General features: G+C 70.0%; 14 protein-coding genes and 3 pseudogenes. 3 read left to right on the forward strand and 14 right to left on the reverse strand.

The annotated features are described in order from the left end of the window. Positions 1-424: 424 nt before the first annotated feature. The 5 genes from H8R17_RS09725 to H8R17_RS09745 all read right to left on the reverse strand — a co-directional run bounded on the left by H8R17_RS09725 (position 425) and on the right by H8R17_RS09745 (position 5,226). Complete coding sequence (locus H8R17_RS09725; protein ID WP_187822737.1) at positions 425-1,087, reverse strand: SMI1/KNR4 family protein; 663 nt, start codon at positions 1,085-1,087, stop codon at positions 425-427. A 116-nt stretch (positions 1,088-1,203) separates the two neighbouring features. Then, a complete protein-coding gene (locus H8R17_RS09730) occupies positions 1,204-2,574 on the reverse strand; it encodes a NucA/NucB deoxyribonuclease domain-containing protein (RefSeq protein ID WP_187822738.1) in 1,371 nt (456 codons plus the stop codon). Positions 2,575-2,645: 71 nt separating this feature from the next. Further along, positions 2,646-3,680 carry an RNA polymerase sigma factor gene (locus tag H8R17_RS09735; RefSeq protein WP_187822739.1) on the reverse strand — a complete coding sequence of 345 codons (1,035 nt, stop codon included), beginning with the start codon at positions 3,678-3,680 and terminating at the stop codon, positions 2,646-2,648. A gap of 100 nt (positions 3,681-3,780) precedes the next feature. Next, positions 3,781-3,948 carry a hypothetical protein gene (locus H8R17_RS46545; protein ID WP_262505145.1) on the reverse strand — a complete coding sequence of 56 codons (168 nt, stop codon included), beginning with the start codon at positions 3,946-3,948 and terminating at the stop codon, positions 3,781-3,783. 345 nt (positions 3,949-4,293) lie between these two features. Beyond that, on the reverse strand, positions 4,294-5,226 hold the full coding sequence (locus H8R17_RS09745; RefSeq protein WP_187822740.1) for a hypothetical protein: 933 nt from the start codon (positions 5,224-5,226) through the stop codon (positions 4,294-4,296). 594 nt (positions 5,227-5,820) lie between these two features. Between H8R17_RS09745 and H8R17_RS49160 the strand changes: the two are divergent. Beyond that, positions 5,821-5,919: pseudogene (locus tag H8R17_RS49160) on the forward strand (hypothetical protein); the annotation flags it as partial. 20 nt (positions 5,920-5,939) lie between these two features. On the opposite strand, the gene cas2 reads toward H8R17_RS49160, so the two are convergent. The 5 genes and pseudogenes from cas2 to H8R17_RS09775 form a co-directional block, all read right to left on the reverse strand. Then, the gene (gene cas2, locus H8R17_RS49165) at positions 5,940-6,098 is read right to left on the reverse strand and encodes a CRISPR-associated endonuclease Cas2 (protein ID WP_223124830.1); all 159 of its coding nucleotides are present in this window, start codon (positions 6,096-6,098) and stop codon (positions 5,940-5,942) included. Beyond that, positions 6,095-6,730 carry a CRISPR-associated endonuclease Cas1 gene (gene cas1, locus H8R17_RS09760; protein ID WP_399476499.1) on the reverse strand — a complete coding sequence of 212 codons (636 nt, stop codon included), beginning with the start codon at positions 6,728-6,730 and terminating at the stop codon, positions 6,095-6,097. Before cas1 ends, cas2 begins: the two co-directional genes overlap by 4 nt. Further along, a pseudogene (locus H8R17_RS49170) lies at positions 6,726-6,950 on the reverse strand (CRISPR-associated endonuclease Cas1); the annotation flags it as partial. The gene cas1 and the pseudogene H8R17_RS49170, both read right to left, overlap by 5 nt. Beyond that, positions 6,947-7,432 carry a hypothetical protein gene (locus H8R17_RS09770; RefSeq protein WP_187822742.1) on the reverse strand — a complete coding sequence of 162 codons (486 nt, stop codon included), beginning with the start codon at positions 7,430-7,432 and terminating at the stop codon, positions 6,947-6,949. The pseudogene H8R17_RS49170 and the gene H8R17_RS09770, both read right to left, overlap by 4 nt. Further along, complete coding sequence (locus tag H8R17_RS09775; protein ID WP_187822743.1) at positions 7,329-7,766, reverse strand: reverse transcriptase domain-containing protein; 438 nt, start codon at positions 7,764-7,766, stop codon at positions 7,329-7,331. The genes H8R17_RS09770 and H8R17_RS09775 overlap by 104 nt, the downstream gene beginning before the upstream one ends. Before the next feature lie 425 nt (positions 7,767-8,191). Here H8R17_RS09775 and H8R17_RS09780 point away from each other — a divergent pair, with 425 nt between their 5' ends. Then, positions 8,192-9,022: a hypothetical protein gene (locus H8R17_RS09780; protein ID WP_187822744.1), complete on the forward strand. Its 831-nt coding sequence runs from the start codon at positions 8,192-8,194 to the stop codon at positions 9,020-9,022. A gap of 195 nt (positions 9,023-9,217) precedes the next feature. Here the strand turns inward: H8R17_RS09780 and H8R17_RS09785 are convergent. The 3 genes and pseudogenes from H8R17_RS09785 to H8R17_RS09795 all read right to left on the reverse strand — a co-directional run. Beyond that, positions 9,218-9,499 (reverse strand): annotated as a pseudogene (locus H8R17_RS09785) (carbohydrate ABC transporter substrate-binding protein); the annotation flags it as partial. 146 nt (positions 9,500-9,645) lie between these two features. Then, positions 9,646-10,518: a spermidine synthase gene (locus H8R17_RS09790; protein ID WP_187822745.1), complete on the reverse strand. Its 873-nt coding sequence runs from the start codon at positions 10,516-10,518 to the stop codon at positions 9,646-9,648. Between the two features lie 142 nt (positions 10,519-10,660). Further along, positions 10,661-11,095, reverse strand: coding sequence for a hypothetical protein (locus H8R17_RS09795; RefSeq protein ID WP_187822746.1), 435 nt, complete (start codon positions 11,093-11,095; stop codon positions 10,661-10,663). A 261-nt stretch (positions 11,096-11,356) separates the two neighbouring features. Here H8R17_RS09795 and H8R17_RS09800 point away from each other — a divergent pair, with 261 nt between their 5' ends. Further along, positions 11,357-12,799: a hypothetical protein gene (locus tag H8R17_RS09800; RefSeq protein ID WP_187822747.1), complete on the forward strand. Its 1,443-nt coding sequence runs from the start codon at positions 11,357-11,359 to the stop codon at positions 12,797-12,799. Between the two features lie 128 nt (positions 12,800-12,927). Here H8R17_RS09800 and H8R17_RS09805 read toward each other — a convergent pair whose 3' ends face one another. Next, on the reverse strand, positions 12,928-13,521 hold the full coding sequence (locus H8R17_RS09805) for a histidine phosphatase family protein (protein WP_187822748.1): 594 nt from the start codon (positions 13,519-13,521) through the stop codon (positions 12,928-12,930). Between the last annotated feature and the right edge of the window lie 121 nt (positions 13,522-13,642).

Consider the following 13,642-nt stretch of genomic DNA (forward strand, 5'->3'; position numbering starts at 1 on the left):
CGGCCGTGCCCGGCAGAACCGCACCACGGACCGCACGGCCAAAGCCTGTCCGCCACCACGCGGGCAAGGAGTCACCGCGCGTCCGCTGCACCAGGGCCGCACCGTACCCCGCCGGTCCGCACGAGGACGTCTCGGCCGCGTCCACGCACGTGGTTTATGGAGGATCGGGGGTCGGCTCCAACTGCCGGAGAAGTGTGCCCCGAGTCTCGCCGTCCAGCCCCGTGACCTGGGGTTTCACTGACTCCTGGTAATACTCGGACCCGCACCGATCCGTACACCACGTGCACGGCCCGTGCACGGGACGTAGTCGACGCTGCGCCATAGATCGACGCCGCTGCCCCTCACCGATGGGGAAATCCCTCCGACAGCGGTCCCCCCTCGTTCTTTCGGCGCCTTGAGAGCAGGGATCACACCCATCTGCCCCTCAGGCGCCTTCGCTCGGCTCCCAGTCAAGTGCGAGATCCTCCGTCACTCTGGGCAGGTATCCCGCTGTCCGGAAGCCGTGTTCGCGGGCTTCTGCGATGTGCTCCTGCATGGTGATCACGCCGTGCTCGATCCCGTTCGCCACGTCGGCGAGCATGGCGGTGACGTTCGACCAGCACGGCCCGGCGAGGGCACCCTGTTCGTGGTCGTACTCCGTGACGCAACCGTGCCGCGGTCCGTGCCGCAGGTCGACGAACAGGTGGTCACCGGATTCGTTCCCCGCGATGGGCACGAATACGGGCAAGTATTGGAGGACCACCGAGCCGGCGGGCTTGCCCAGGTCCTCCTCGGTGTGCCGGGGGTCGCCGATCTCGGCCCAGATGTCGAGCAACCGCTGTCGGCTGGCCAGCGACTCTTGTGTGGTGTGCGGGAGAAAGTCCGGCGGCAGAAGGTCTCCGCTGTCCCGACGGCGGCGCATGCCGTTGGCGCGGTGCCACCAGGTCACCAGGTCCGCGGGCAGTTCAGCGCCCAGCGCACGTGCCACCGTGGCGATCTCCTCATCCGCGGCAGGAGGATTGACGCACAGTCCGGTGGCGGGTGCGTTCACCTCGAGCCAGGACAGGATCCGGTTCCATGATTCGTCGACGGACGGCATCGTCGTCATCACTCAGCCTCCAATGGTCGTGAGCTTCGGCCGCCACGGTCGCCGTGCCCGGCTCGCGGGCGGGAGACGCTGCGGGGCGCGCCAGTCCGTCCGCGCCCCGCAGCGCTGCCTGGGCGTCAGGCGGTTATCTGCACGAAGTAGGGGTCGGGGGCGACGCCGTCCAGCATGCGGTTGAAGGAGTAGAACGCTCCGAGCTGCGCACCGCCGGACTCGTTGTCCCGGGCCGGGATGGGCCTGGCGGAGTAGTTCGTGCCCGCTGTGAACGCTCCCTGGTGGGTCGCGGCGAAGGGATACTCGTCGCACTGGAACCTGTTGCCGGCGCTGTAGTCCGGGCCGTACTGGGCGTAGCAGTGGGCCACCGCGGTGTCCCTGTTCCGCTTCGCCTCCACCTTGTCCGCGTTACGGGTCAGGGGCAGGCCGGAGTCGACCGAGCCGGGGATCTGCTTGTTGGGGTCCGCCGGCGTGGTGGTCCAAGGGTAGTACTGGGCCTGGTAGATGTGCAGTGCCTCCTGGGTGGCGTTGGAGTTGACGCTGAGCGAGAACACCGAGGTGACGTCCGGGAAGACGCAGCCGGAGCCCGCCTGGGTGTTGATGATGTACGGGGCCGAGTCGCAGCGGAAGGTGTTGGCTCCGAAGGAGGCCGACGTGCCGCCGACGAGGCTGACCGTCGTCTGGAAGTCGTACTGACCGATCAGCTCGTCACCGAAGCCCCCGGCGGAGGGGGAGTCGAACCGGAAGTAGGTCGTCGGAAACGGGCCAGCCCACTGCGCGATGGTCTGCGTGTGCGGGGCGTACCTGGCTTCACACGCCGCACCGACCTGCGTCAGGCACGACATGCCGATGGTCATCGAGTGGGTTCCTGCGTCGCCGCTGAGCTTCCACTCGTCGAGCAGGTTGACGAAGTCGACGTACCGGGTGACCTTGTCGGAGTTGTTGTAGCCCCGGCCGAGGGACACCTGCCGCCACTGGGCGGTGCCCGTGGTCCGGCAGGAGGTGCCCCACCAGTAGACCGTGCACACCTGGAAGGTGGCTATGAAGTAGCTGGCCGCGCAGTAGTCGAAGTGGTCGATGACGTGGCCGGACGCGTTGTACGCCTCGCTGTCCTCCTGGCAGTCCGTGGCGTTGATGCTCGCGCCATAGCTCGCCGAGGCGACGGGCCGCGGCCCAGAAGTCAGCGCCGCAACGCTCGCCGACGACGGGCCGTTCTGGCCGCTGTCGTCGTAGACCTCCTGACCTTCCGGAAGCTTGGCGACCGGAGCGGTCTTGGAGTCCACAACCAGGGCTTCGGGGCCGATCCGTGTGGGCTCGGTGAGCATGGTGGCTTCAACCGGCTCCCCACCGTCCTGCGGCGGCCCGTCATAGCGGACGATCGTGGTGGTCGTCTGCTCGTCGGCGGTAGTCGCCGATTCCTGTGCCGCCGCGGGTGAAGCCGCTGTCATCAGCAGCATCACCGACGTGGCGATCAGGAGTGTCGCTCTTCTACGCATGGTCTCCTACCGGTGGCGTCACAAGGACGACGGCGTTGTGCCGTGTCGCTTGGTTTACGCACCTGGTGAAGTCATCCGCCGCTACGAACCTCAAGAATTTCCAGCACCGCATCAGCAACTGGCGTCGCCACTGCGGTTGGTTCGTGCACTCCTGCCACGGCACGAGTCTTTGGAGGAGCGGGGGTGCTCGGCACCGCCGCCTGCGGGACGGCGAGAGGGACGCCGTCCACCGACGCGGAGGGCAGTGGCGCCGCACCGCTCGGCGCCGAGCCGGGCGTCGGTCCGTACGCCTTCGTCGTCGACGTCGGCACCGGTGCTGCGTCACGCGGGACCCGAGTCGGGTACGCACGCCGCGTGGTGGGGGACGCGGCGGGGGACGGCAAGAGCCGGGCGGGTTGCGCCGCCCGGCCGCCGATGGCCTCCGGAGTTGGCAGGGCAACGTCCTGCTGCATCGTGTACCGATCCTCCGGCTGCGGCACGTACTCGTCGGTGGCCTGCTGCTGAGACGGGACGACGGTCACCACGGTCACAGCCGCGGCCGCCACTCCTGAATACACGACAGTGGGCCACACGCCCGCCGTGTCCCTCCACCAAGCGACCAGGGATCCCAGGGTGGAAGCGAGGGCGGCCTTCACCGTCTTTCTGGCGCGAGCCAGCAGTGACTCCGCTGTCCGGTAGTTCACGCCAAGCCGATGAGCCACCTCGGCCACGGTGAGCCCCATGGCCCGCAGCCGCAGCGCCCTGACTTGACGTGTCGGCAGACGCGCGACCACATCGGCCGCCCACACAGCCTCAGCCCGATCGCACACGTGCTCGTCGACCCCGACCGCGGGCACGGAAACCGACGTGCGTGCCCAACGGCGCTGCTCACGAACCCGGTCCCGGTGGCTGTCCACGCACAAGCGCAGCGTCACGCTCATCAGCCAGGCGCCCAGCCGTGCGTCATCGATGCGGCGGCCCTCCATGGCCCGGACCATGGCCTCCTGCACGGCGTCTTCCGCGTCCTCGGTGCTGGCGGTTCGTCGGCGAGCTGCCCGCAGCAGCACGTCCCGGTACTGCCAGACGGCCAGCCAGCGCTCCACTTCGACCGCCGATGTTCCGCTCACCCGCTCGCCCCCGTCCACTTGTGTTTACCGCCCCGTGTCGACCGCTCGCCCCGATAGTTGCGCAGGTCCTCGGGATCCTCATACCAAAGTCCGCGGATCTTCACCCGCGGCGCCGGACGACGCGGACGTAGTGTGCGGGAAGCAGCTCATAGAACAGCTCCGCTGAGGGGAGGTCCATCGCGAAGCCGGTCTGTGCGAACGACGCCGCGAACAGCGAGTTCGGGCTGTGTGAGCCGTCCGGATCCCAACTCGGCATGTACTCGCCCAACTGGTGCTTCTGCCACGGCGATATTCCATGTGGCGATCAGGAACTCGAGCTCTGACCTCATGGAGTCGGAGATGGCCAGGGGCTCCCGATCTTCGTTACTGGTGAGAGAAAGGCTGCCGAACGAGCACTTGTGACAAGCAGCGTGCCTCACTGGTGACAACCAGGGTGCTTCGACCGGACCGTCCAGCGCCCAGCCAGCCGTCGACCGCGGTGCCCGCCGCGCGGGACGAGAACACGGTCCCGCCGGAGGAGAGCAGCCGCACCGAGTGGACCAACTCCTGCGGGGCGGCCGAGGGCCCCAATGACCCTCCGTGGCACTCCGGAGGGCCATCGCACGGTGCCGTGTCAGTCGCAGTCAGCCGCTGTCACCGGCCGGTCGTCTGCACGGATCGGTCCGGCGGGGAACCCCTCGTCGTCCAGCACGTCCGCGGTCGCGGAGATCTTGTACCCGCTGGAGGTGATCCGGCTTTTCTCGAAGCCCTGCCCCTTCCAGCCAAAGGTCTGGTCCTCGAAGTTCCCCGAGTCTATTACCTGCCATCTCTCGATGAAGAAGTTCGGCTGCGTGGTCACGGTGCGCATCTTTGGGACCCGCTCGAGGAAGCCCACGGTCTGCGGAGGTACCTGGATGTCGCGTGTCCTGCTCCGGCTCACCGACTGGCCGAAGGACCAGGAGTTGGTCACCTCGGCTGAACCTCCGATCCCCAACACGTCCTTGATGATCGAGAAGTCGAAGCTCGCCCCCACGCTGACGCTGTGGGTGATCTCGCTGGAGTTGGCGATCCTGAGGGTGTGCCCTTCCGTTGTCTGTACCTTGTCGCCGCAGTTGGCGACGTCCTCGCCGACCTGGACCGGTTCGCCGTTGAAGTCCTCGGTGTCGCTTACGGGGTACTCGCAGTAACCTTGGAACCTGTGAGTTTTGGGATCGCTGTCCCGAAACTCGGGTCGCCCGACCCCGTCGAGTGTGTCCTCGACCAACTCGCCGGTCTCGTCGTCCATGAACCAGAAGCTGACGTCCCGAGAAGGCGTCGTGGAAGTGGGTCCGGGGCACAGCTTGGCCATCAGGGCGTCGGTGTCGAAGCTCTCGGCGTCCTTGAGCTGGAACGCCGGGGAGCCGTCCGGGGATTGCTGCAGGGCCGCCATCGCGGCCGGCACAGCCAGGACTCCTCCGGTCACGGCCATGGCCGCCCCCAGGCCAATGATGATCGTGCGCTTGCGCTTTGTGCCGCGGGCGTGCGTGTTGGAGCGGCGAAGCGATTCAGGCATGACAAGTTCCTCCAACGAAAAATCGTGTTGGTTACTCACCCGGCGGTCGCCCATGCCGCCTGCGGTTGACGTGCGGCGGGGCGGGTCGCCAGGGCTGCGCGACGCGCGCAGGGTCCCGGACGTCGAGGGGGTACCAGGACGTACCGGGACGGTGCCCGGCCAGGCGCAGGCGTCCGGTCTCGGTCAGGGGTGCATTACGGTATGAGGGCCTTTCTGTCACCAGGTGGAGAATGTCGCAATCCACACCGGGCCAGAAGGGCCCTCACCCGTTTCAAGACCCTCAGACGAGACCTTTGGCGCTTTTCCTCGCCGTCGCCACGCTGCTGGGAGGCGCCGCCGTGGTGGCTCCCCAGCTTTGTTGACGGCCGGAAGGCCGTCCTCGAGGGCGAAGAAGGTGTTGGTGCTTTCCACGCGTCTTACTCCTTGGATTCGGCCTTGTTGATCTTGCTTGGATGGCCGTGTCGGCATCCATAGGAGGCATACGTCATTGAGGCTTCTATCACTCAGTTGCCGGCCCTACTCCTTCGTCGCGGCCTGGAGACCGGGCGCACCTCGTGGACCGCCGTGCTGGACGCGATCCGCCTGGGGCCGGCCGACGACGCCACCGCGGTGACCGCCGCCCAGCTCCGTGACGTGGTCACCCGGCTCGTGCGGGCCGGGCAGTGGCAGCCGGGCGACGCGGACATCCTCGTTGTGATGGACTCCGGTTACGACGTCACCCGCCTCGCCTACGTCCTGGCGGATCTGTCCGTCGAGCTGACTTCGAAGACGCTGTACTGGACGCGGGCGCCGTGGGCGGCGAGGAGGTCGGAGATGTCGCTGCGGCGGTCGTCGTCGGGGATGTCGTAGGTGATCAGGTACGTGTGGGGCACGGGAAGGGTTGTCACCTCCAGCCGATGGGGAGGTAGGCGGGCTCGCGGCCGGTGATGACGGCGGCGAGGTGGCGGGCCTGGACGGCGAGGGCCGTGCGGTAGGAGGTGCGGCGGCCGGCGTTGGGATGGTGGGCCAGGGTGAGCATGCGTTTCTCGTGCGCGGCGAGGAAGGCGCGCAGGGTGTCGCGGTCCATGCGGCAGCCGCGTCCGCCCTCCTCGTCGGTAGAGAAGCCGACCGGACTGATCTTCCCGCTCGTGCACAGCCGGATGACGGTGTGGTCGACGACGACTGGGCGGAACTCCTCGATCAGGTCCAGGGCGAGGGACGGGCGGCCCCGGTGGATCTCGTGCAGGAAGCCGACGGCCGGGTCGAGTCCGGCGAGTTCGGTGGCGGCGACCGCGTCGCGGGTCAGCAGGGTGTAGCCGAAGGAGAGCAGGGCGTTGACCGGGTCGGGCGGGGGTCTGCGGCGGCGGTGGGTGAAGGACCAGGCCGGGCCGAGGATCGTGCCGCAGGCGGTGAAGTAGTCGCGGGTGGCGGCACCCTCGTATCCCATGAGGGCGGCGGGCGAGGACGCGGTCGCGGCGTACGGCCAGCAGGCGGGCAGCGGCCGGTTCGATGTCGGAGAGCTTGCCCGCGCGGGCGGCACGGAGCAGGCAGGTGCGCATGTTGCTGATCTTCGCGGTGCCGAAGGCGCAGGCCAGTTCGAGGGCGGCGGAGTCCCTGGCGGCCAGGCGGTGCTGGGCGTGGCGCAGGGCGACATCGGTGCCGGCCGGGCCGGTGAGGCGGCCGAGGTACTCGCCGTCCTCCTCGGTGAGGACCAGGTCGATGCAGTGATCCAGGGCGCGGCGCAGGAACGGGCTGGTCAGAGTGACGGGAGCAGCGCAGCAATCTGCCGGATCCGGTTGTACGGCACCGACAGCAGCTGCTTGTCGCGGTGGACGACGCGCAGGCGCTGCCCCCTGGTGCGGAGGCTGGTGCCGGGCTCGGTGATGTAGAGGGTCGACTCCAGCGGGGACGGGCGTTCCTCGGTGCGCGGGCCGGAGCGGGCGGTGGTGGTCTTGCCGAGGACGTCCACACCCTCGTCGAAGCTCTCGATGCGGGACTTGGCCTCGTTCAACTCCAGGTCGAGGCGCCGCAGGGCGTCGGTGGCGAGGTCGAGAGCCTGTTCGCCCTGGTGGTGGGTGGTGACGGGGATGGCGAAGTCGTCGGAGTAGCGCAGGACGCGGTGACTGTCGCGCAGCAGGTCACGGTCGAAGGCGTCGAGGTAGAGGTTCGTGAGCGGGCGAGAGCGAACTCCCTTGGTGCAGGCCCCGCCCGGAACGGATACGGCGGGCCGCAGGGCCCACACCGCGCCGGTTGACCAGATGCTGGATCAGCTGGCAGATCTCCGGGTCGGGGACGACCTCCCGTAACCGGTTCAGAGTGGGCCAGCGCGGTATCTGCTCGAAGCAGTCCTTGATGTCCGCCCGCAGCACCCAACGGGCGCCCTCGTCCCGGGCGGCGGCGAGGTCGTGCAGCGCGTCCTTGACACCGAGTCCCTTGCGGTAGGCGTAACTCCAGGGCAGCAGGACGGCGTCGACGTACTCGTCGATCACCTCCATCACGGCCCACTCGACTATGCGGTCTTCCACGGCGGGCACCGCGAGCAGGCGGGTGCCGCCGGAGCGTTTACCGATCTCCATCGCGTAGACCGGCCCCGGTCGCCACTTGCCTGCCTTCAGCTCCCTCTTGCCAGGCGGCGAGGAGGGATGCCTCGGAGATGGCGCGGTGCAGGAGATCGCCCATAGGGCCCGCCTTTCAAGAACCTTGACGTTCATCGAGCTGTGGACCGTGGGTGCGGAACGGCTTGCGGCGCCCGCGGACGTGGGGTGGGCAAGGATTTCCGGTTGCAGGCTGCTCCGCCAACTGCGCGGCACCGGCTGCAGGTTCCTATGCCCTTCGACCGGGTGTCGTTCGGAAACGGTGACGAGATCGCCAGGTTCACCGTCGGAGCGTCTCTATGCCCTTCGACCGGGCGTCGTTAGGAAACACCAAGCACTGACGAGAGAGGCCCTCGGCGTAGGTCCGCGACCGCGTGCGGTTCGCCCACCGGGTCATGCAGGCCCGGATGACGGAGGACGGTCGGCCGCACGAGGACGTCTCCCTCTACGTCACCGCCCGCCACCGCGACGCCTACCAGCTCGGCGGTCTCCTCCGCGATCAGCGGCACGGCAATCTGAGTCTGATGATGCAGTCCCGCCGGGCCGGCACCGGGATCGTCGAGGCCATGCGGCTGCACAGCGACCTCGCCGACCCGGCATCACCCGCGCAGAAGGAGCTGCTGCGCGAGGTGCTCGTACGGGACCCGGTGACCGAGGGGCCGGAGTGGGTGCCGTTCGAGCAGCCCGACGGGGTCACAGCCCGCCGGATCGCCCTTGTCCTGCCGCTGGCCGGGCACATCGTGGGCACCCGGGATAAGGCCCTCGCCGCCGCGCGCGACGGCCACCACCCGGAATACCGCTTCCCCTGCCAGGGCAGCCCCGACGACATCGACCGCAACCGCTGCGCCGGAGCCCTCGTCTTCGCCACCAAGCCGGGCAACGTCCCGGACAGGCGGGAGGTCTACGAGGCGCTGATCCGGTACGTCAACCAGCACTGGCAGGGGAAGATGACGGAGGTACTCGCGAGCCAGGGCGACCCGCTGCGCGGCTGGCTGTTCACCGACGGCCCCGAGGAGGTCGTGCTCGCCCTGGGCAACGGCTGGGGCGGCAGACCGACCTCGTGCCCCACCAGCGGCCCGCCCGGGAGGGCGAGAGAACGAGGGGAGCCCGATGAGTCACCGGAACAGCCAAGGCAAGCAGCGTGCCGACAACCGTACGACCGGCGGCAGACCTCCGAGGGGCACCGCCGGCCGCACCAGCGGCGGCAGCCGTACGGGCGGCGGCGCGCGCCCTGGTGACAACCGCGCCGATGACGACCGCGCCGATGTCTTCGTCAACCCTTACACCTTCGTCCCCTTCCCCTCCTTCCCCGACCCCGCCAACCGCGCCGCCATCCGTGACGCTCCCGCGGGACACGACCTGCTCTCCCTCGACCGGTACAGCGGCAGTGTCGAGGTCTAGCTGACGGCCCGCAGTCCGCTGCTGCTGCGCGGGATCACCGTGGAGGTGAAGTCCGGGCGGCTGTCACGGTCCATGAACTGGGTGAGGTGCTTGGCACCGCTGATCATCTCGTACGCCTTCTTCTGCAGCGGGGTGTACGAGGAGGTGTCGGCCTTGGTGGAGGCGGCGACGACGTTCGGGTCCGACCTGAGGTAGATCTCCTCGGCCTCCGGCGTGCCCAGGAACTCCAGGAGCTTGACGGCGCCCGCCTGGTTCTTCGGGGCCTTGCTGAGCATGAAGCCGTCGGTCGGTGCCTCGACGGTGTCCTGCCCGAACTGCGAGCCCGCCTCCGGAGCCCCGCGAGACGCCGCCCCGCAAGCCACCGAGCCCCGCGCCACCGAAGACCCAACCGACCAGCCACTGGCACGACGGGCCGCCACGGGTGCAGATCGGGAACTACTGAGTCGCGGGCGCGACCGGGCTACGTGAACAGGGACGCGGGCGGCGCAGGGGAGGCCACGGCCGCGAGGTCCGTCACGGGTACGGCGCCTCCGGTGAAGTCGGTGAGCGCCTTGCCGTGCTCGACCCGGGCGGGGTGCGGGTCGGAGGCGGCGCGGCGGGTCAGTTCGGCGACCGGGAGGGAGTGGTCGGCGGCCACGAGTACGGCGTTGCCGAAGCGCTTGCCGCGCAGGACGGCCGGGTCGGCGACCAGCGCGAGTTCGGTGAACCGGGCGGCGGCGGTGGCGATCTGGCCGCGCAGGTGGGCCAGCGGCGGTCCGTCGGCGAGGTTGGCGGCGTAGCAGCCACCGGGTGCGAGGGCGCGGCGGACCTCGTCGAGGAACTCGGTCGAGGTGAGGTGCGCGGGGGTGCGGGCGCCGCTGAACACGTCCGCGATGACGAGGTCGGCCCAGCCGTCGGGCACCTTGGCCAGGCCCTCGCGCGCGTCGGCCGACCGCACACGGATCCTGGTGTTCGGCGCCAACGGCAGTTCGCGGCGGACCAGTTGGACAAGGGTCGCGTCCCGTTCGACGACCTGCTGGGTGGAGCGGGGGCGGGTGGCGGCGACATAGCGGGCGAGCGTGAGGGCACCGCCGCCGAGGTGCACGGCGTGCAGGGGCTTGCCGGGCGGGGCGACGACGTCGATGACGTGTCCGAGGCGGCGCTGGTACTCGAACGACAGAAACGCCGGATCATCGAGATCCACATGCGACTGCGGTGCCCCGTCGATCAGCAGCGTCCACCCCCGAGCCCGCTCCCGATCAGGAATCAGCTCGGCAAGCCCACCATCGACCCGCTCGACAACAGCCTCAACCCCACCCTGCCGCCGCCGCCCGCCGCTCCTGGACTTTCCCATGGGGGCATTGTCGCAAGCCCCAGACACTCAGGATCCCCGACGCGACACCGCCATGCCGCCGCAGCCGCGGGCAAGCGAAACCCGCCCCCGGCCAGCACCGGCCAGCGGTCACCCACCAGCCACGGTCACCCGCAAGCCGACCTCACCGGCAACTGTCCGCTGCCTCGATCATCCTCGCCGCCTCCCCCAGCGCCGCCCGCAACACCGCGGGGTCCGTCGCCGGGTCCACTTCCCCCGGCGGCAGCAGCCAGTCCGCCCCGTCCACCGGAGGTTCCGGCGCCAACGTGACCCCACGCCCGTCGGTCTCCGTACACGTACTGCCCGGCACGTCCCACGCCGCAGCCGTCCCCGGCGGCACGAGAAACGCCAGCGTCTCGCCACCGTCGTGCAGCACCGGCCCGACCCCCTCCCCGGTCCCCCGCCGCAGGATGTCGACCGCCTCCAGCCCCTGCCGCGCCGGAACCGTGACGACATCGCACCCACTGTCCCCGATCGGCACCGCACCACCCCCGGGGAACGGCGCGCGTCCCGACGGCGTTGCCGGCGTACGAGGATCGTTGCTCTGGCTGGTCACCATCCCGGCCTCCACCACGTCAACCTCCGGTCCACAGGGACCAACGCGTCACGGCGTCAACGGCTACGGCACAAGTCAGCCGCAAAGGATGGCATTTCATGGCAGATCACGCATGAGATATCCGATTTGTTACCAAAACTCCGCGTGACGGATCCGGCACAGCAGGTACGTTCTTGCTCGCCGGAAACAGGATGCGACACGGCCAATGGGGACAACTCCGCCTGAATCCGGCATGGTTCGACGGTTCGCAGAGAGGACCCGGCCATGGCGTCGTCAACGGTGCCCTCGTCCCACCCCGACCGGCCCCCACGGCCGAACCTCGTCTTCCGGCAACTGCGCGGACAGCGCTCGCCGGCCGAGTTCGCCGCGGCGGTACGACGGGCCGCGCGCGAGATCGGCGAGCGGGTCAGCTGTGACGCGCGCTACGTACACCGGGTCGAGGCGGGCGAGATCCGCTGCCCCAACTACGCGTACGAGCGGGTGTTCCTGCACATGTTCCCCGGTCGCACGCTCACCGACCTGGGGTTCGCGCCCCGCTCGTCGGTACGCGGACGCCGGGCGCACACCGCCGCGGACGCGCCGCCTCCGCACGGCCGGAGCCCGGCGCACGCGCCGGGTGAGACCGGCGGGGCGGACGAGCCGTATGACACGCAGGACCCGTACCACACGCACGACAACTACGAGGAGAGCGACGTGCTGCGTCGCGCATTCATGACCGGCGGGGGCGCCACGGTGGCCGCCGCCTCGCTGGGCCCCCTGGGGCTCGCCCTGGACGCCTCGGCGGCCGAGCGCCCGGTGCGTCGCGTCGGGACGAGTCAGGCGGGCGCCCTCGAAGAAGCGGTCCGCAGGATCCGGCTGCTCGACGACCGGCACGGGGCGGACGGCCTGTACCGGCGCGCGGCGGCTCCGCTGCGCGCCGCGTACGCGCTGCTCGACGCCGGGGCAACCCGGCAGGCGACGGCGGACCGGCTCTACTCGGGCGCCGGTGAACTCGCCATCTCCGTGGGCTGGCTGGCGCACGACTCGGGGCGCTTCGACGACGCGCGCTCCCATTACGCGGAGGCGCTGGCGACCGCGCGGATGACCGGTGACGCCGGGCTGGAGGCGCACGCCTTCTGCAATACGGCGTTCCTCGCGCGGGACGCGGGGCGGCCGCGGGAGGCGGTGCGGGCGGCGCAGGCCGCACAGCGGGTCGCGCGTTCGCTGGGGTCCGCCCGTCTGATGTCGCTGCTTGCGCTGCGGGAGGCGGGCGGCTGGGCGGGGCTCGCGGACCGGGTGGGCTGCGAGCAGGCGCTGGCCCGGGCGCAGGCCTTCTACGAGCGGGGCCGCTCGGAGGCCGACCCCGAGTGGATGAGCTTCTACGGCCGGGCCGAACTGGAGGGGCTGGAGGCGCAGTGCTGGTCGACGCTGGGTGACTGGTCGCGGGCGGCCGTGCACGCGGGGCGGGCCGCCGGTCTGCAGGATCCGCACTTCACGCGGAACATCGCGCTGTACACGGCGGAGCTGGCCGATGATCTGGCCCGGGGTGGGCGGCCGGACGAGGCGGCGGTGGCGGGGATGCGGGTGCTGGATTTTCTGGACGAGGTGCAGTCGTCGCGGGTGCAGGCGATGTTGGCGGGCACCACGCGCGTGTTGCTGCCGCATCGGCGGGCGTCGGGCGTGTCGGAGTTCCTGGAGAGGTACGGGGCGCTGCCGCGGTCGGTGTGACGCCGTCTGCGAGGTGACCGTCGGCTCGGTGCGGTTGCCTGGTGGGTGGCTGTTGGCTGGTGCCGTCCGGGGGTGGGTTCGCTCACCCGCACCTGCGGGTGCCGCTGCGCGTGCCCGCTGCTGCGCAGCTATGCCAAATGCCCCACGTCGTTCCAGTTCTCGATCGCCGGTTCGCCGTAGGCCCAGCCCAGGACTGACAGGGACGTCGGGTTGAGGCGTATGCGGGCGGCGAAATCCAGTGGCATGTTCAGCCAGCGGGCGCCTATGGAGCGGAGGATGTGGCCGTGGGCGAAGATCAGGACGTCGCGGCCGGCCGATCGCGCCCAGGAGACCACCTCGTCGGCGCGGGACGTCACCTCGGAGAGGGTCTCGCCGTCGGGGACGCCGTCACGCCAGATCAGCCAGCCGGGGCGCAGTGCCTGGATCTCCGCGGGGGTCAGGCCCTCGTACCCGCCGTAGTCCCATTCCATGAGGGCGTCCCAGGGCTCGGCGCGGTCGGCGAAGCCGGCGAGGTCGCAGGTCTCGCGCGCGCGTGACAAGGGGCTGGTGCGCACCTCGATGCCGCGGAGGCCGTCGAACGGCGCACGGTGCAGGCGCTCGCCGAGCAGCTTCGCGCCCCGTCGGCCCTCCTCCAGCAGCGGCACGTCGGTCCTGCCGGTGTGCTTGCCGGCCAGCGACCACTGCGTCTGTCCGTGCCGGGCCAGCAGGATGCGCGGTGCCATGGGAGACGAGACCTTTCCGGGAGAAAAACGCAGGCGGAACTCCCCCATCATCGCGCACGCTTGTCAGGGGCAACCCACCGGGCGATCTCAGCGTCTTGAAGTGCCAGGGGCGCCCCCCGGG

Source organism: Streptomyces sp. TRM68367, from assembly GCF_014495685.1.
GTDB lineage: Bacteria > Actinomycetota > Actinomycetes > Streptomycetales > Streptomycetaceae > Streptomyces.